This is a genomic window from Paenibacillus sp. FSL H7-0690 (assembly GCF_037980415.1).
GTDB lineage: Bacteria > Bacillota > Bacilli > Paenibacillales > Paenibacillaceae > Paenibacillus_AQ > Paenibacillus_AQ odorifer.
Genome location: NZ_CP150281.1, coordinates 3312999 through 3330767 on the forward strand (window position 1 = coordinate 3312999; position 17769 = coordinate 3330767).

Below are 17769 nucleotides of genomic sequence, written 5' to 3' on the forward strand. Positions count from 1 at the left end.
CTATAAATAAAAGTCCGTATTCGCTTAATGTCGGCCAGGAGGTTACCGATGAGGTTTGCACGTATCCGATCACAAATCGTTTTTTACTACTTGGCCTTATTAGTGGTTTCCATGATTGCAAGCGGTATTATGTACCAACGAATCAATGAGAAATTCACCGAGGAAAAGGTAGGTGAGGTATCGCTTCAAACCTTGAACGCCATGAATTCCGGAATCGAATCACTTCTTGACAGCACGAATAATTATTCCAAGATGATCGTGTCGAACAATACGGTTCAGGAAATTTTGGGCAGTGATCTGGCGGGTAACGACATCGGAATTTTAACTTACAAGCTAGAGGTTGCTCTGTCAGATTTTATGCTCGCAGAGCCCTCTATCTCTTCTGTCTATCTATTCGATAATGCAGGACGTAAGTTTGCGATTGATTTGCAGTCAGCAAAACCGATCAGAACGGATGGGATCGAGTCAGCGGAATGGTACTCCGAGGCGGTCGCCTTAGACGGAAAAGCAATTTGGAGGAAAAATGCCGGAGGTATCTTCAATTTTGAGACGAAGGAACCCCAGCAGGATCCACAATATATTTCTCTGATTCGCATCGTAAACGACATGAACACTTCTAAGAAAATAGGAGTATTAGTCGTGAACATTACAGTTCAGGAGCTAAAAAAAAGCTATGAACGTTCGATCAACGATAATAAACCTGATTTAATGATCGAAACTGGATATGAGACACTCCTTGATTTTACACGGCCTGAATTATCGACTTATACAAACTCTTCTATGCTTGATGTGCCGCTCGGCAGTAGCAAAATCGTAAAGATCAAAGATCATAATTATCTGATCTCTTCTCTGGTTTCAATGGATCGTGGTTGGAGGTTTACTAGCGCTCAGCCTTTGGGGGAATGGGAAAGCCCCTATCGTCAATTTAATCTGATGCTGTTAATGATTATGTTGTTTAATTTCATTTCTATATTTTTAGGTTCCGTCTGGATTTCTAGATTCATTACTACACCTATTTTACATATGCTGCGATCCATGAAAAAAGTGGAGATTGGAGAGTTCAGTTTGGTTCGGTACGAGGCGAGAACGGATGAGCTGAACCAGTTGAAAGATAGGTATAACAATATGATTATGACCATTGAGCAAGCGCTTAAGCGGGAGAAAGAAGAACAGAAATTGATTCGGAAACTCGAATTGGATATTTTGCAGCAGCAAATTAAACCACATTTTTTATATAACACGTTAGAATCAGCTGGCTATTTAACTTTGTCAGGAAATAATAATGAGGCGTACCAGATTATTTCTGAGCTTGCAGCCTTCTATCGTCAGAGTCTTAGTAAGGGCAGTGATGTAGTAACGTTAAGAGAAGAAGTAGAGATCACTAAAAGTTATCTGAGTATACAAAATATTCGCTATCCAGAAATTTTCATCAGTGAAATTGAGGTGCCGGAAGAAGCTGAGTATGTTCGGATACCCAAATTGACGCTTCAGCCGCTTGTAGAAAATGCGCTTTATCATGGTATTCGCCCTTTAGGGGAGTGTGGTAAGATTCGCATCCTTGCCCGTATTCAGGGGAATCGACTGAAGCTAGTCGTGGAAGATGATGGTGTGGGGATGAATGAAGACAAACGTCGGGAAATGCAAGCTGAGCCCTATGGGCAAAATGAGTCCAGTTTTGGGTTGCGCGGTACTTTGATGCGTTTGAAGCTGTACTATGGGGCGGACATGAATTGTAGTTTGGTCAGTGCACCGGGAGAAGGAACTCGGATTGAATTGGAACTACCGCTTGAGGAGGGGAATAGTCATGGAGCTTGAACTGCTCAGAGCCATTATTGTGGATGATGAAATTAATGCGAGAAAAATTGTTCCCATCATTATAGATTGGCAAGCAGTTGGTTACAGATTCGTAGGTGAGGCCTCGAATGGAAGCGAAGCGTTAGATCTGATCGAAACCATGAAACCGGATGTAGTATTTACAGATATCAGTATGCCTTTTATGGATGGACTGGAATTAAGCCGGTTGATAAAAGAAAGGTATCCGCTAGTCAAAATTGTGATCATCACTGCACATCCCGAATTCGAATATGCAAAAAGAAGCCTGGACATTGGAGTGCAAAATTTTATCTTGAAGCCGCTCCAAGCCGAGGAGGTACGAAGAGTTGCGGTAGATCTTCATGGAAAAATCCGGGAAGAGACAGAGCGGTGGAACGAATATCAGGAGCTGAACCGACAGTTAAATGAAAACGCCGTTCAACTAAAAGAAAAATTTCTAAATGATTTGCTATCAGGCCTCTGGGACCCCGATCAGTTGGATAGCCGATTCCATTACTTTTTTCCTGAATCAGCGAACAGCTTGTTTTCAATCATGCTTATTGAACTTCAAATTCCCTTAGAAGAAGGGGAGGAACAACGAATCCTACAGTCTTTGCGTTGTAAGAGGTTTATTGATTACGCGCTTGAAGAGTATGAGGGAATCGAAGTTTTTTTTGATAACAGTCAACGGATTGTCCTTCTTAATAGAAAAGATAATCAGAATCTTACGAAGATTGGAGAGTGGCTGGCCCAATCGCTCCATGAAAAGCTAGGATGTAAAGCTTACATTGGCGTAGGTAGTACCTGTACGGATTTCAATAGGATCAAAGAATCCTATAAAGAGGCGCTGGAGGCAGTTAGATATGGTAAGTTAAAGGGCAGTAACGCTATCTATTTTTTTAATGATGAAATTCATTTCGGGGGCCGATCCTGGGAAGTTAAGACGATTGAAATTGAGGAAATTTTGTTTTTTGTAAAAGCTGGTGTCTTAGACAAGGCTGTGCAATCCATTGAGAAAATGTTTCAGGATTTGGAGAAGTCCAAGGCTTTTTCTGTGGAACGAGCTAGGCTGGTTTCGGCCCAATTTGTCTCCACATTAATCAATTCACTCGCTGAAATGGGAGTTATACTAGATAATAATCTTTCTTTCGATATTTCGCCATATAAAAGGATTTTTGAGCTCGATAGCCTGCCAGACATGCAACAGACATTACTTGAACTCACAGAGAAGGTAACCTCTCAAGTAACCCGGGCACGAAGCAAAAAAACTAATAATATTATCCATGAAGTTAAAGAATTTATTCAACAGGAGATGCACATTCCGGAGATGTCTTTATCCTATGTATCGAATAAATTCCACATGAATTCCAGTTACTTTAGCCGGATCTTTAAGCAGGACACAGGGATTAGCTTTACGGATTATCTACTCAAGTGCAGAATGGAAAAAGCGGTGAAGCTTCTGAATGAAACGGATTGGAAAGCTTATCAAATTGCTGAAAAGGTCGGCATTAAAGATCCATTTTACTTCAGTAACTGTTTTAAAAAAGTAATGGGAGTATCCGTTCAGGAGTATAAGAAAAATAGCTTTTCCCTATAAATCACTCCGTTGAATTTGATAATTTTCCTCTTTAAGCCCGCACTTTATGCGGGTTTTTTATTGTTTTTTTAGATATAAAGTAAGCAATAATGATGTTACAAAATGGAAAAATGATCTTGACAGAAATGGTTTCTATCGTATACATTTGTATACATGAAGAGCGCGTATACAAATGTATACACCGCAAAAGGAGGAAATAAAATGCGTGAAGGACATATCGGCAAACGTGGCGGTCATAGGGAACATGGAGAGCACAGAGATCGTGAGGGACGTGGCGAACACAGAGATCGTGGCTTTATGAAACATGGGATGACAGAATCAATGGATCCACATCCTAAAAGTGCTCAAACTTTTCGCCGTGGCAGAGCCATCGCTTTTTTAGATAAGCTTATGGTTAACCGGGCTACATTACAGCGGCAGTTAAATCAGCCTGAGCTTGAATCGATTAAACAAGTGGTTAGCGGTGAATTAAAAGCAACGGAAGCGATCATTGAAGAGTTTAAACAAATCTTTCAGATTCATGAGATCGCTCCAGAAGATACAACATCAAAAGTTAATAAAGAGGAGAGTAAAGAAAAAGATGAAAATAACTGAGCTCATTAAAACCCGTAGAAGTACAAAACAATTCAAACAGACTCCAATTCGTGAAGAGGAGTTACATTCATGGCTGGAGGCTGCAAGTTACGCTCCTAATCATCGTATGACCGAACCTTGGGAGCTTCTTTTCATCGGACCCAATACTAGAGCGAAATTAAAGCATAAGACGGATTTTGGCAACGCACCTGTTGTTTTTGCAGTTCTGTCTAAGCCTGCCGCAACTGCGTTTGAACGCGATGAGAATGTTATGGCTGCTGCTTGTTTCGTACAAAATTTCTTATTAGCTGCACATGAAGCAGGTGTAGGTACGTATTGGGCTTCGCTGGGGGCTTTGCCTCATAATCGTGAGATTCTTAGTGTTCAAGAAAATTACGATGTTATTGGGATATTTGGAATGGGGTATCCGGAGGAAGTGCCGAATGCGAAACCCAGAACACCGATTAGTTCTAAAATCACGTATTTATCTTAAACAATTGAAGGTGGCGGAATGTGGAAGCTTAAGCATTATTTGAGGCCATATTGGGTGTGGTGTGTGTTGGCACCATTGCTGATGCTGGTCGAAGTAACTATGGATTTACTGCAGCCCACGCTCATGGCGAGCATTGTGGATAAGGGTGTCATGACAAAAGACTTGTCTCATATTTTCTCGACCGGACTGATCATGCTTGGTGTAGCATTTATCGGTCTAATTGGTGGGGTGGGCTGCACTATTTTTTCGAGTATTGCTTCTCAAAACTTCGGAAATGATTTGCGGATTAGCTTGTTTGAACATATTCAGAAATTTTCTAATAAGAACCTGGATCAATTGAAGACGGGCTCACTGATTACACGATTAACAAATGATGTGGTACAGCTGCAAACCTTTGTGCAAATGATTTTGCGGAGTATTCGATCTCCCTTGCTATTAGTCGGAAGCTTGGTGATGGCGATTCGGATAAGTCCTATGCTGACCCTCATCCTAGCCGTTGCCGTGCCACTCTTGAGTTTAATTTTGTATGGGTTAATCCGACTTTCTTTTCCTTTGTTTCAGAAAATGCAGGTCAAATTAGACGGTGTGAACACAGTGTTGCAGGAAAATTTATCAGGCATTCGTGTAGTCAAAGCATTCGTCCGCGCTAACCATGAACAGAAACGCTTTAATACAGCTAACAAGGATTATACAGAAATTGCGATAAAAGCGGTACGGTTAATGTCATTAAATATGCCGCTAATGATGCTTGTACTAAATGCCAGTATTGTTGCTGTACTATGGTTTGGGGGAGTGCAAAGCTGGAACGGTGGGCTGCCAGTTGGTCAGCTGATCGCTTTTATTAACTATATAACCCAATTGTTGATGTCAATGCTGATGTTAAGCAATATGTTGACCTTCTTCTCACGAGCCAAGGTTTCTGCCGATCGGGAGAATGAAGTATTTTCCACCATTAGTGAGATTAAAGAAGTTGCCAACGCTAAAAAAGATGCCATACACAACGGTCGGATTGTATTTGACAATGTATCTTTTGCTTATGATCCTTCGGATGAAAATCTAGTGTTAGACGATATTAATTTCACTGCGGAGCCAGGAGAAACAGTGGCCATTCTTGGTGCCACCGGTACTGGTAAATCATCATTGGTCAGCCTCATTCCCCGGTTTTACGAAGTGTCCTCTGGATCCATTACAATTGATGGCTCCGACACTCGTATGATTGCTCTGGAAGATTTGCGCAGCAGAATCGGATTTGTTATGCAGCAGGCTATTCTGTTCAGCGGTACTATCCGCGATAATATCCGATACGGCAGACCGGATGCCACAGATGAGGAAGTGAAAGAAGCAGCAATAGCCGCTGAAGCTCACAATTTCATTTTAGAACTTCCACAGGGTTACGATACAGAGCTCGGCCAGCGTGGCATTAACCTGTCCGGTGGGCAAAAGCAGCGGCTTTCGATTGCACGGGCACTTTTAATTCAGCCAACAATCCTCATTATGGATGACAGCACTAGTGCGCTCGATGCAGCGACAGAGTCACGAATCCGGCAGATGTTAAAAACACGGCTGCGCAGCAGCACGAATATTTTGATAGCTCAGCGTGTCACCTCTGTAATTGATGCTGATCGTATTCTGGTATTAGAAAACGGCCGAATTGCTGTACAAGGTACACATGATGGACTTATGAACAGCAGTGAAATATACAGAGATATCTGGAGATCACAGATGAAGGGAGAGGAGGTGCCTTATGTCAAAGCTTAATAATGGCATGAACACCACTCCTTTTAATCGATCAGGCGGATTCGGACCTGGATCTGGCCCTGGACGCGGCGGAGCTGTGCCGATCGTACGCGCTAAGAATCAAGCGGGAACACTCAAACGCATCTGGATGTATTTGAACCGCCAGCGGTTCGGGTTAATCATTGTGTATGTATTTACTGTGTTAAATGCAATTCTTTCGTTGATTGGGCCTTATCTAATCGGTAAAGCGATTGATACTGCGGTAATTCCTCACGATTATCAGGGTCTTATTCGTTTTTGTCTACTCCTAATAGGTATTTATGGGCTAAGCAGTGTGGTTGCTTGGGTGCAAGCCTATGTTATGACATCCGTCTCACAGAATACCGTGTTTGAGCTGCGTCGTGATCTGTTCAGCAAATATCAACAGCTACCGATTAAGTTTTTTGACACGCAAGCTAACGGAGAACTAATGAGCCGGGCAACCAACGACATAGAGAGCGTATCCAGTACACTTAATCAGAGTGTGACTCAGTTATTAAACAGTTTGATCACCCTAAGCGGTTCACTAGTGATCATGTTAATGATGAACGTTCCGTTGACCGTAGTTTCACTGATAACGATCCCTCTTGTGTTATTGTCCAGCCGTAAAATCATAGGTTTAAGTCGAACTTATTTTAAAAATCAGCAACGCCATCTAGGTGAGTTGGGTGGATTTATCGAAGAAACCATCAGCGGACAAAAAGTAGTCAAACAATACAGCAGGGAAGAGACAGAAGTGAAACGGTTCCGCAAAATCAGCGGAGAGTTGAATAAAGTCGGCATTAAGGCACAAATTGTTTCCGGATTAGTGGGACCGGTCATGAACATGATTAATAACCTTGGATTTGCGATCATTGCCGGGGTGGGTGGCTGGATGGCTTTTCATAACATGGCTACGGTTGGCGTAATCGTTAGCTTCCTTACGTATTCCAAACAGTTCGGACGCCCGATCTCCGATCTTGCTAACCAGTACAATCTAATTCAGTCGGCAATTGCTGGTGCGGAGCGTGTGTTTGAAGTTATGGATATGCCATCCGAATATGGTGACGGTGATGAACAAAGTGACGATCTGCCACGGTTAAAAGGGAACGTTGTTTTCAAAGACGTTTCATTTGCTTACAAGCCGGATTCACCAATTCTGAGCGGGGTTACGTTTGAAGCAAAACCCGGAGAGAAAATTGCGCTTGTTGGCCCAACGGGAGCTGGAAAAACGACCATTGTCAACTTGCTGATCAGATTCTATGATTTAAGCGGCGGCTCCATATTCATTGATGGCCGCGATATTGGAGAGCTGGATAAAAATGCACTTCGTAGTCAATTGGGAATGGTATTGCAAGACGCGCATGTATTCTCGGGAACGATTCGGGAAAATATTCGCTTTGGACGTCTTGATGCGACAGACCAAGAGGTAGAGGAAGCGGCAAGATTGGCCAATGCAGATGCCTTTATCAATAGACTGCCGCATGGATATGAGACTATTCTCCATGCGGAAGGCAGTAATTTGAGCCACGGCCAGCGTCAGCTTTTAACGATTGCCCGCGCCATTCTAGCTGATCCAGCTATTTTGATCCTAGATGAGGCAACCAGCAGTGTGGATACGCGTACGGAAATGCATATTCAACAGGCGATGGAAAAGCTAATGAAGGGACGAACAAGCTTTGTGATCGCCCATAGGCTTAGTACCATCCAGGATGCTGATCGTATACTCGTTATTCAGGGTGGCGGAATTGCCGAGCAAGGCAGTCATAAAGAGCTTCTTGCGCTGCAAGGTGTTTATTACGAGCTGTACAATACCCAGTTCAAACGAGCGATTTAAAAGAATCTTTACTTGAACTGATAACATTTGTAAGTAGATGCTTTTATCGGACTCCTCTGACCTTAAAGGCAAGATTTTCTGATTTTCAGAAGATTAAAGGACCCCACTGCAGCTATTGGCATGAAAAACACAAAATATAAGTCACTTTCTAAGGAATAACGTCCTTGAGGTCCGAAGCCCTGTTTCAAGAGCTGAAAACTACCAAATAACGTCATCTGGGTCCGAAGTCCTTAAAAAGATGTGTAATCTATTGGCGTAATTAATGCCCGATAAAAAGAGCGGCGATTCACCTATTATAGGAGAATCGCCGCTCTTTTTATAAATTCCTCTCTAATAACGTTCCGAGTTGTTCAGCCAAGACTTGATAGGTCACAGGTCTTTCATTCTTGAACCACCATTCCACTACCCCTGCATAAGCCGATGCAACAAAACTAATAATAACCTCTTCATGTAACCCTTCGTTTATGCCTTCGGTGGTAGTTACTTCATGTCTAAACTCATCGAGAAGAAAGCTTAAGAAACGATTTCGGAAATAAGGAGCACCTTTACAATAACAGCCTTTTTAAGCGCATCTTGAGTTTTGAATTTCAGAAGGAAGTCACAATAGAACAGAGGATCATATCATTGAAGTAATCAATTATTCTCAATCGATGAATTGATGCTGGAGGGTGGGGGCATTTTAAACGGGTCTTTCCTGAATGAAGATTTAATTGATGAGTTGAGCCTGGTTATAGTTCCCATCGCAGATGGTGCCTCTAATTCTGTGACCTTATTTGAAATGGATGCATCTATGAAACAACAGCCCCCAGCAAATTTTAGCTTGAAGAGTGTAGAAAAACTTGCGGATGATGGGCTATGGTTGAAGTATGTAACACGGCGTGATTAAATCTATGTTTCTTAAAAAGCGCAAAGCAAAATATGCTTTGCGCTTTTTGAATTCGAGAAAGTAGTAAGCATTCTTCTCATTCCAAGCCTGCCAGATGCATCGTTTGTTTCAGACGATCTACGTTCACATAGATGTCCTCCAGTCCTGGAAAACGAATCGCAGGATCGGGTACACCTTGCCCGTACACCATATAATATTCGAGATTATTATGGTTGCTGATCATCCAATAGGTTGGAACAACATGCTGGGCATGGAAAATTTCAATGACCTGTGTTCCAGGCTGGCAAAAAGCCAGATTAGCGAGTCCAGCACCATGTGGACCTACGATTACTTTCGCTGAGGCGAATAATTGGATTTGCTGGGCAACCGTCCAGTCCTCTAGACAAATCGGTACGATATTAAAATTCTCAAGGCAGCGGATGACATCATCTTCATTAACCAACCGTCTTGAGCTTGCTTTTTTTCGTGAGATATAAAAACGTTCTGGAGTGACTAGTGTTGTTTCTCTATGCGGCAACAAAAATCTTCGCAGTGTATCCGTGGTCCAAGGAGGATAATGTGAATTCATCATTAAGGAAGGGACAAGTAGCCGGTCAGCCTGAACATATACTTCTGAATTCGTCCGGATCACCAATGACTCGGATATCCCAAGCATGGCCCACGTTTGTTCCACAAAGGGTCCATACGGATTTGGATTCATGATAATAGTGGAGTAAGTGATTCCGCTCGATTGAAGCATCGCTAATCTAGGAAGCACATCATACATCCAATGAAAATAGTTATGGGCTCCGCAAAAGGTTAACACCGCCGCGGTCCCGGCAAAATGTTGAAGCTGCGGATCATTCCACCGGTGAAACACTGGGTGCTCATCTGCTTCAAGCATCCTATATTGCTTGGCGTCATATTCTTGGGAAAGATCAAAGATCAATTTCCCTTCTGGTGTTAGAACAGCACCAGATTCTCCCCATACCTTCCCTCTGGAAATGGTGGCAACGTATCCGCCAAAGGGCTTTAAACAATAAGGTGTTAGTGCTGGAGCAATGCTCGTTTCAATGCTTTTAGGCGCTCTGAACTCAGCCGCCCGTCCGAAGTCAAAAGGAACGACATTCCCCGCTTCCTTTGTACTGTTTTCGTTGTGGGAAGTAAAGTCCCAGATGCTTTGGTAATATCCTTGGGGTGGTACCCCTTGTGCAGAAAATAACATCATGTCACCTCATATTCCCAAGTAGAAGCGCAGAAACCTTATTAAGCTATTTTATGAAATGAACAATCTTCGGACACAGACTTACACGGAAAGAGGCGGATGAACAAGATTTGATTCAAATGCTGTTATTACTTGATTAATAGGCTTGACATGGACCAGGATTGAATATAAATTCAGTTTATTCAAACGCCGTTTAAATCATCGATTAGGTGCAATGTACTGCCGGAAGTGTTAACTATTCCGCAGTTCCTTTTCATCGGTATGCGTTGGAGCTGTTTTATGAATTAATATGTAACCCTTTAAGACAGGGCAATAGGATATTACAATTTAATTGGAAAGTGTGGATTCGAGATAAATGAAGTATACAAAACTTGGAAAAACGGGGCTGGATGTATCCCAACTGTGTTTAGGTTGTATGAGCTTTGGCGTTGCCGAACGTTGGATCCATCAATGGGTGCTTGATGAGAAGCAGAGCCGTGTTATCATAAAAAAAGCGCTTGACCTGGGTATTAATTTTTTTGATACAGCGAATGTATACTCCGATGGAACGAGTGAAGAAATCGTTGGACGAGCGCTTAAGGATTATGCCAATCGAGACGAGATTGTTTTAGCAACTAAGGTCTTTAACCGTATGCATGAAGGTCCGAACGGAGCAGGATTATCCCGGAAAGCAATTATGAGTGAGATTGATAAGAGTCTCAAGAGATTGGGAACAGATTATGTAGATCTATATCAGATTCATCGCTGGGATTATCACACACCTATAGAAGAAACGATGGAAGCTCTTCATGATGTAGTGAAGGCTGGTAAGGCAAGATACATAGGTGCCTCAGCAATGTATGCTTGGCAGTTTCAAAAAGCGTTATATGTAGCGGAGAAAAACGGTTGGACCCGATTTGTATCTATGCAAAATCATCTCAATCTTATCTATCGTGAGGAAGAACGAGAGATGTTGCCGCTTTGTAAGGAAGAGAATATTGGTGTTATTCCCTATAGTCCCCTTGCATCAGGAAGACTTACGCGAGACTGGGCGGTATCAACTCATCGTTCAGAAACTGATCAGATTCAAAAATCTAAATATGATGGAACTGCCGATACCGATCAATTAGTCGTGGAGCGAGTTGCGACAATCGCCGAAAAACACGGTGTTCAACGGATTCATATCGCTCTTGCTTGGTTGCTTCAAAAAGAACCAGTTACAGCACCTATCATCGGGGCTACAAAAACATCGCATCTCGAAGATGCCGTAGGTGCGTTATCCATTACTTTAACCTCTGAAGAAATTGCGTTTTTAGAGGAGCCTTATGTACCACATTCCATCGTTGGTTTTAATTAATAAAAAATCAATGGGGGAGGATAATCCCGTAGAGCCGAAGTCAGCGTTGTTTACCAACGTTTAACTGTATTTTGTACAGCTATATTCCTTCAAATCACTCAGCTCGGGGATATAAGTGTACTTCGTACATCTATTTCCTTGATTTTCTACCCATTAGGTAGGTTTGGTTGTTTTTAGTTGTATAAAGTGCAGTTAAAGTATGAAGGTTCTTTCTGCGTACGGAATAAGTGTATAGAATGCAGTTATTTTCCAGATTCGATTAAGACGTAGAGCTAGAAGAATGCGGAGAGTAAATTCCGATCGCCTCAAGTTCAAGGTTTGCTATAAGCGATTAGCGACCATTAGTCTGTTTATATTCACTTGCCCATAATCTGATCAGGTAATGCGTATTAATTCAAAAACACCAGGGAGTAATTTTCCAATAATAGGAGAATCGCTGCCTGGTGTTCTTTTTTTACCCTCAAAGCTTGTTCCTATAGACCTTGGGTGACATCCCATAGATTTTAGTGAATTGGCGAGTAAAATAATTACTATCACTAAACCCGCATTCATTTGAGATTTGGGTGATACTGAGATTAGAATGCTTTAATAACCCGCAAGCCCGTTCCAGACGTAAACGATGAAGATAAGCGATCGGGGTTGTCTGATAGTAGGAGCGAAAGATCCGGTTTAAGTGTCTGACTGATATGTCCGAATGTTTGGCGATCTGATCCAGTGTTAACGGCTCAAGATAACGATCTTCCATAAATGAGAGTGCATTCGCCAAATGCATCAGATGGTTCCCCTGAATCCCTTTTTCCTGTGGGTCATAATGTCTGGACAAATAGACGACCAGTTCTATAAACTTGGAGCCCAGCATGGTCTGATAACCCTGTAGCTTGTTGTGATATTCTTCAGTCATACCTGCAATGAGAAAAGAGACATACTCCAGGTTAGGAATCGGCAAGCTGAGTTTGCTTGTGTAGGAATGTTTATGACGATACAGGGGTTCCAACACAAATAAGGCTTGAAAGCCGTTGGATGTCCGCAAATCCGCTCCGGCCGTCGATAGCAATTCAGGCTGAAACATAACATTGCAGATCTTGAAATCCTGAGGATCTTTAAAAGCATGCGGGGTCGAACCATTAATTACAAACACATTTCCCTTTTTGATAAAAGACTCCTCAGTATTAACAATATGTGTAGCTGTGCCACTCAATACAATTACGAGCTCTGAAAAGTCCGCATGTCTATGTAGATCGGTGTCTTCGTCGTGATAGCCGTATTGAATAAAAAATGGAAATTGACGATCAGATGTAAACCATTTTAAATAAAATTCACTCAACTCGTTACCCTCCAAAAGCTTGTCTAGATGAATGTCTATATCATGCTATTTTAGGACCGAATAATCAAGGCTTTCTATCCAGTTGAAGCAGTATAATCCTTGACATAGGTTTCATTGATTAAGATAGAGAAGGAGAATACTACATGAAATATAACAATCCGATTATCCCGGGGTTTTATCCAGATCCAAGCATTTGCAGAGTAGACGAGGATTATTATCTGGTAAACAGTTCATTTGCCTATTCTCCGGGAATACCCATTTGGCACAGCAAGGATTTGGTGCATTGGAAGCAGCTTGGGTACTGTTTGACTCGTGAGAATCAGCTTCAATTTGATGAATCCGTGGTGTCCGGAGGTGTTTGGGCGCCGACTCTTCGTTATTATAACGGTCGTTTTTATATGGTTACGACAAATCAGGATAGCGGAGGTCATTTCTACGTTTGGGCGGATGACCCGGCAGGCGAATGGTCGAATCCACTTTATGTGGAGCAAGAAGGCATTGATCCCTCCTTGTTTTTTGACGATGGAAAGGTTTATTTCACAAGCACAGGCTCCGAGCAAGGGAGGGGGATCTACCAATGTGAGATTGATATTGAAACGGGTCAAAAGCTTAGCGATACACGCTTGATCTGGACTGGCAGCGGAGGGAAATTCCCTGAGGGTCCACATCTTTACAAAATAAACGATTACTACTATTTGATGTGTGCGGAAGGTGGGACAGAATATGGACATATGGAGACTATTGCAAGAAGTAGATCGCCATATGGGCCTTATGAATCGTCTCCTCACAATCCCATTTTGACACATCGAAGTTCAGATTACCCCATTCAAGCTACAGGGCATGCCGATTTAGTTGAAGCACAGGATGGTAGCTGGTGGGCGGTATTTCTGGGGATTCGACCAGTAGGTTATCCTTACCATCATCATCTTGGCAGAGAGACATATTTGGCTCCTGTTCAGTGGACGGAAGAGGGGTGGCCAATGATTGGTGATAACGGAGTGGTTGGTTTAGAAATGGAAGCTGACCTGCCTTCACCAATGCCGTGGGAAGAAGAGCCTGAAACCGACGATTTTGATCAATCTGACCTAAGAATGAGCTGGAATTTCATACGTAATGCTAATAAGGTGGATTGGTCATTGCAGGAACGGGGAGGGTGGCTAGCTTTACGTGGATCAGATGTGAGATTAAATGAGAAGGGTACGCCTGCTTTTATTGGCTGTAGACAGCGGCATTTGAATTGTGAAATTACCACCAAAATGGAATTTAGCCCTCTTGAGGGTGACGAAGCTGGTCTTGTAGTTTTTATGGATCAGAAGTATCACTACGCAATTGGACTAACGCAGATGGAAGGTGAAAATGTTATTACGCTGCGCAGACAGGTAGGGAGCATTAGTGATGTGGCATATTCTTCGGCTTTCGAAGGAACAGGGGTAGAATTGAGAATCCAGGTATTACCTGAAAAATATATATTTTACTATCGAGGTGTGGATCAAATATGGCATCTGCTTGGCGAAGCCGAGACACACTTGATATCTACTGAAGTCGCAGGCGGATTTACTGGAGTATTCTTCGGCATGTATAACTACTCTCCTTATGGAACAACTGCTTATTATGATTGGTTTAGCTATCAAAAGAAATAAAAGGCGGTCGGCTACGTGATCGTCAGAAAAAGCAGTGTTAGCTTGTGAAAAATACAAAGCAGCGATTCTCCAAGTATGGATGAATCGCTGCTTTGTGGTTTTTGGTTGTTGGATTTAGTTGTTTATTGGTTGTTGTTGATGTTGTTTTTTGGTTGTTGTTGTTGTTGTTGTTTGGATATCGTTGTTTTTTTGTCGTCGTTGGTTGTCTGCCTCAGCTTGTATTTATCAACCTCTTAGGCTTAAGGACTCAGAGGACGTTATTTGCGTATTTATCACTTTTTAAGCATAGTTTCGGACCCCAATGCAGCTATTACTTCGAAATAGATTCTTATTGAGTGTTTTTTGAGCCAATAGCGGCTATGCGGTCCTTTAGCATCCCAAATGTGAGATAATACTGCGTTTAAGGTCCCCTGGGTCCGATAGTGATCAGCAGATAGGATAAGCCTGATAGGACCAGCCCGATAGAATCAGCGTGTGCGCAAAGGTTACCCATACAAGTTGGTGTTAAGCTGATAGTTCCATATTGTGAATGAAGAACACGTTCGCTTTTATCCAATGAGCATATCTTCCTTCAAACGCTTGATGTCTGCTCTAGGGGGTGAACCAAACATCCGAGAATATTCGCGGCTGAATTGTGATGCACTTTCATAGCCAACACGGAACGCGACATCCGCTGCATCCGCTGATTCAGATAATAAAAGGCGGCGAGCTTCCTGTAAGCGCAGATGCTTTTGAAACTGAATAGGACTCATGGCAGTTACCTCTTTGAAGTGTCTATGGAACGAAGAAATACTCATATTGGCTGTTTCAGCAAGCTCTTCAATCCGCAAAGGTTTATCACAGTTCTCGATAATCTGTTCGATGGCCTCCCGAATGCGGTAGGTGCTGCTACCTTCCATCGCAATTTGAGCGAGTGTAACTCCATAGGGTCCCTGCAGAAGCCGGTATAGAATTTCATCAGTATAAATCGGAGCCAAAAACGGAATGTCCTTGGGATCATCCAGCAAACGTACCAATCTCAGGATCGCATCCAATAGTGATAACTCTATCTGCCCGACATACATAGCTCGCTTAGCATTTTCTTTCGGAGCGAGTTTAAATTCGGAATCATTTAGTACTTTCAAAATCTGACTCTGCGTGAATTCTAGCTTAAAGCTTAAATAGGGTGCGTTGGGAGAAGCTTTTATAATCTGACCGATAACGGGTAAATTCATTGATGATATTAGATAATTTGCGGGACCATACTCAAAACGCTCCTTGGCCAATAAGATCTCCTTTGTTCCCTGCGCAATGAAACATAAAGAAGGTTTGTATACTCTATATACTGGCTCGGTCACATTGGAGTTACGAATCACAAACAATGAGGGGATAGCGGTCTCATATACTCCATCCTGGCTCGAATGATGTTCAATCAATCTGGCGAGTTCTTCTTTCCGCTCTAGTAATTCTTTAGACATGTGCTCCTCCTAATGTTTTGTTCTTATTCAATTATAAAGTAAAAACATCTTTTGTGTTAGTGATAGTGAGAGGAATAGGCAATCATTTAAGATAATTGAGATAACGGCGTTCACTTCATTTATCGCATAATTAGAACTAAGAAAGGGGTTTTGAAATTGAGCAATGTTTTGATCATAGGAGCTAATGGCGGAATTGCACGACATGCGATTGATTTGTTTTTGAACGAAACCGATGCCCGCTTAACACTTTATCTCCGTAACTCGGACAGATTAAGCCATATAACATCCAGCCGTGCTCGAGTAGTTGAAGGAGATGTGTTGGATAGTGAGCAATTAAAAGAAGCGATGATCGGGCAAGATGTTGTTTATGCTAATCTGGCAGGTAATTTGGAGAAAATGTCTAAGACCATCGTTGAAGCAATGAACACCACTGGTCTTAAACGTTTGATTTTTATCAGCTCAATGGGCATTTACGATGAAGTTCCAGGAGAGAAGTACAGCAGTATATTGGATCCATATCGTAAATCTGCAGAAATTATTGAAGCTTCAAATCTTAACTATACAATTCTGAGACCTGGATGGTTTACCTATAAAGACGAGATAGACTACGAAATAACTCAGAAAGGTGAACCTTTTAAAGGGAGAGAAGTGTCGCGAAAAAGTGTGGCTGCATTAGTTGTTAAATTGGCCGAGTCACCAGATATGGAAATTCGCCGCAGTTTAGGAGTAAACAAACCCAAAATCTAAAGGAGACACAAACTAATGGAATATACAAAACTTGGTCGTACTGGTTTGGATGTATCTAGAATTTGTCTTGGTTGTATGAGTTACGGAGTACCTGAACGTGGAATGGCTCCGTGGTCGCTAAATGAGGAGCAGAGCAGACCCTTTATTAAAAGAGCACTGGAGCTTGGCATCAACTTCTTTGATACGGCTAATGTATACTCTGACGGAACAAGCGAAGAAATTGTCGGACGTGCCTTAAAAGAATTCGCTCGCCGCGATGAGGTAGTCATTGCTACAAAGGTGTTTTTCCGGATGCATCAGGGACCAAATGGAGCAGGACTTTCACGCAAAGCGATTATGACCGAAATAGACAACAGTCTAAAACGGCTGGGCACAGATTATGTGGACCTATACCAGATCCATCGTTGGGATAATGACACTCCTATCGAAGAGACCATGGAGGCCCTTCATGACGTAGTAAAGGCAGGTAAAGTTAGATATATTGGAGCGTCCTCTATGTATGCTTGGCAGTTCTTGCAGGCACAGCATGTTGCTGAGCGTAACGGTTGGACTAAATTTGTCTCTATGCAAAATTACTTGAATCTACTCTACAGGGAAGAAGAACGGGAAATGTTGCCTCTTTGCCGGGAAGAAGGAATCGGTGTGATCCCATGGAGTCCGCTTGCTAAAGGTCGACTAACCCGTGATTGGAATGAACAAACAGCTCGTTCAGAGATAGACGAAGTCGGAAAGGCATTTTATGCAAAAATGGCTGAGGCTGACCGCAAGGTTGTTGAGGTAGTTGCCGAAATTGCGGCAAAGCGCGGGATTCCACGTGCCCAAGTAGCGCTTGCTTGGGTTCTGCAAAAAGAGCAAGTAACATCGCCTATCATTGGTGCAACCAAAGCAAATCATCTGGAGGACGCCGTTGCAGCGGTATCAGTGAAGCTGGAGCCAAGTGAAATAGCGAGTCTGGAAGAGCCTTATGTGCCACACCCAGTTATAGGAAATCTAAGCTAGATAAAAAGCGTGATACCCTTGGGGATCGCGCCTTTTTTTTACCTAAGCTAAACTTTCATCTACCATTTAGTGCCTTTAGAAACTTGTCTTTAGTTTGGCTTAATCGTTG

At 42.5% G+C, this 17769-nt stretch carries 13 protein-coding genes and 1 pseudogene; 10 read left to right on the top strand and 4 right to left on the bottom strand.

Going from position 1 to position 17769, the window contains the following annotated elements:
• Nucleotides 1-48 precede the first annotated feature (48 nt).
• The 6 genes from MHI32_RS14690 (at nt 49) to MHI32_RS14715 (ending at nt 8067) form a co-directional block, all read left to right on the top strand.
• Nucleotides 49-1815 (top strand): sensor histidine kinase, encoded by a 1767-nt coding sequence (locus MHI32_RS14690; protein WP_076125688.1) that lies wholly within the window; start codon nt 49-51, stop codon nt 1813-1815.
• Complete coding sequence (locus tag MHI32_RS14695; protein WP_340012620.1) at nt 1805-3409, top strand: response regulator; 1605 nt, start codon at nt 1805-1807, stop codon at nt 3407-3409. Before MHI32_RS14690 ends, MHI32_RS14695 begins: the two co-directional genes overlap by 11 nt.
• A 201-nt stretch (nt 3410-3610) precedes the next feature.
• A complete protein-coding gene (locus tag MHI32_RS14700; protein WP_340012621.1) occupies nt 3611-4003 on the top strand; it encodes a hypothetical protein in 393 nt (130 codons plus the stop codon).
• Nucleotides 3990-4475 (top strand): nitroreductase, encoded by a 486-nt coding sequence (locus MHI32_RS14705; RefSeq protein ID WP_076184571.1) that lies wholly within the window; start codon nt 3990-3992, stop codon nt 4473-4475. Before MHI32_RS14700 ends, MHI32_RS14705 begins: the two co-directional genes overlap by 14 nt.
• Nucleotides 4476-4493: 18 nt before the next feature.
• Nucleotides 4494-6233, top strand: coding sequence for an ABC transporter ATP-binding protein (locus tag MHI32_RS14710; protein ID WP_340012622.1), 1740 nt, complete (start codon nt 4494-4496; stop codon nt 6231-6233).
• Nucleotides 6220-8067 carry an ABC transporter ATP-binding protein gene (locus MHI32_RS14715; protein WP_340012623.1) on the top strand — a complete coding sequence of 616 codons (1848 nt, stop codon included), beginning with the start codon at nt 6220-6222 and terminating at the stop codon, nt 8065-8067. Before MHI32_RS14710 ends, MHI32_RS14715 begins: the two co-directional genes overlap by 14 nt.
• A 316-nt stretch (nt 8068-8383) precedes the next feature.
• Here MHI32_RS14715 and MHI32_RS14720 read toward each other — a convergent pair.
• Nucleotides 8384-8605 (bottom strand): annotated as a pseudogene (locus tag MHI32_RS14720) (TetR-like C-terminal domain-containing protein); the annotation flags it as partial.
• Between the two features lie 424 nt (nt 8606-9029).
• Complete coding sequence (locus MHI32_RS14725) at nt 9030-10160, bottom strand: glycosyltransferase family 61 protein (protein ID WP_081383280.1); 1131 nt, start codon at nt 10158-10160, stop codon at nt 9030-9032.
• A 352-nt stretch (nt 10161-10512) separates the two neighbouring features.
• Between MHI32_RS14725 and MHI32_RS14730 the strand changes: the two genes are divergently transcribed.
• Nucleotides 10513-11493, top strand: a complete 981-nt coding sequence (locus tag MHI32_RS14730; RefSeq protein ID WP_076125870.1) for an aldo/keto reductase — start codon at nt 10513-10515, stop codon at nt 11491-11493.
• Between the two features lie 460 nt (nt 11494-11953).
• Here MHI32_RS14730 and MHI32_RS14735 read toward each other — a convergent pair whose 3' ends face one another.
• Entirely contained in the window at nt 11954-12817 is an 864-nt protein-coding gene (locus MHI32_RS14735; protein WP_340012625.1) for an AraC family transcriptional regulator, read from the bottom strand.
• Nucleotides 12818-12960: 143 nt separating this feature from the next.
• Between MHI32_RS14735 and MHI32_RS14740 the strand changes: the two genes are divergently transcribed.
• Nucleotides 12961-14457 (top strand): glycoside hydrolase family 43 protein, encoded by a 1497-nt coding sequence (locus tag MHI32_RS14740; protein ID WP_340012627.1) that lies wholly within the window; start codon nt 12961-12963, stop codon nt 14455-14457.
• A gap of 548 nt (nt 14458-15005) precedes the next feature.
• Here the strand turns inward: MHI32_RS14740 and MHI32_RS14745 are convergent.
• Nucleotides 15006-15914, bottom strand: coding sequence for an AraC family transcriptional regulator (locus MHI32_RS14745; protein WP_076278454.1), 909 nt, complete (start codon nt 15912-15914; stop codon nt 15006-15008).
• 156 nt (nt 15915-16070) lie between these two features.
• Between MHI32_RS14745 and MHI32_RS14750 the strand changes: the two genes are divergently transcribed.
• The gene (locus tag MHI32_RS14750; protein WP_076278455.1) at nt 16071-16661 is read left to right on the top strand and encodes an SDR family oxidoreductase; all 591 of its coding nucleotides are present in this window, start codon (nt 16071-16073) and stop codon (nt 16659-16661) included.
• Between the two features lie 15 nt (nt 16662-16676).
• Nucleotides 16677-17660 (top strand): aldo/keto reductase, encoded by a 984-nt coding sequence (locus MHI32_RS14755; RefSeq protein ID WP_076184577.1) that lies wholly within the window; start codon nt 16677-16679, stop codon nt 17658-17660.
• The last annotated feature ends 109 nt before the right edge of the window (nt 17661-17769 follow it).

What these genes read in the sequence shown, in the direction of transcription:
- MHI32_RS14700 (WP_340012621.1), top strand. Translation starts at nt 3,611, where the DNA reads ATGCGTGAAGGACATATCGGCAAACGTGGCGGTCATAGGGAACATGGA.
- MHI32_RS14715 (WP_340012623.1), top strand. Translation starts at nt 6,220, where the DNA reads ATGTCAAAGCTTAATAATGGCATGAACACCACTCCTTTTAATCGATCA.
- MHI32_RS14730 (WP_076125870.1), top strand. Translation starts at nt 10,513, where the DNA reads ATGAAGTATACAAAACTTGGAAAAACGGGGCTGGATGTATCCCAACTG.
- MHI32_RS14745 (WP_076278454.1), bottom strand. Translation starts at nt 15,914, where the DNA reads ATGTCTAAAGAATTACTAGAGCGGAAAGAAGAACTCGCCAGATTGATT.
- MHI32_RS14710 (WP_340012622.1), top strand. Translation starts at nt 4,494, where the DNA reads ATGTGGAAGCTTAAGCATTATTTGAGGCCATATTGGGTGTGGTGTGTG.
- MHI32_RS14705 (WP_076184571.1), top strand. Translation starts at nt 3,990, where the DNA reads ATGAAAATAACTGAGCTCATTAAAACCCGTAGAAGTACAAAACAATTC.
- MHI32_RS14725 (WP_081383280.1), bottom strand. Translation starts at nt 10,160, where the DNA reads ATGATGTTATTTTCTGCACAAGGGGTACCACCCCAAGGATATTACCAA.
- MHI32_RS14755 (WP_076184577.1), top strand. Translation starts at nt 16,677, where the DNA reads ATGGAATATACAAAACTTGGTCGTACTGGTTTGGATGTATCTAGAATT.
- MHI32_RS14740 (WP_340012627.1), top strand. Translation starts at nt 12,961, where the DNA reads ATGAAATATAACAATCCGATTATCCCGGGGTTTTATCCAGATCCAAGC.
- MHI32_RS14690 (WP_076125688.1), top strand. Translation starts at nt 49, where the DNA reads ATGAGGTTTGCACGTATCCGATCACAAATCGTTTTTTACTACTTGGCC.
- MHI32_RS14695 (WP_340012620.1), top strand. Translation starts at nt 1,805, where the DNA reads ATGGAGCTTGAACTGCTCAGAGCCATTATTGTGGATGATGAAATTAAT.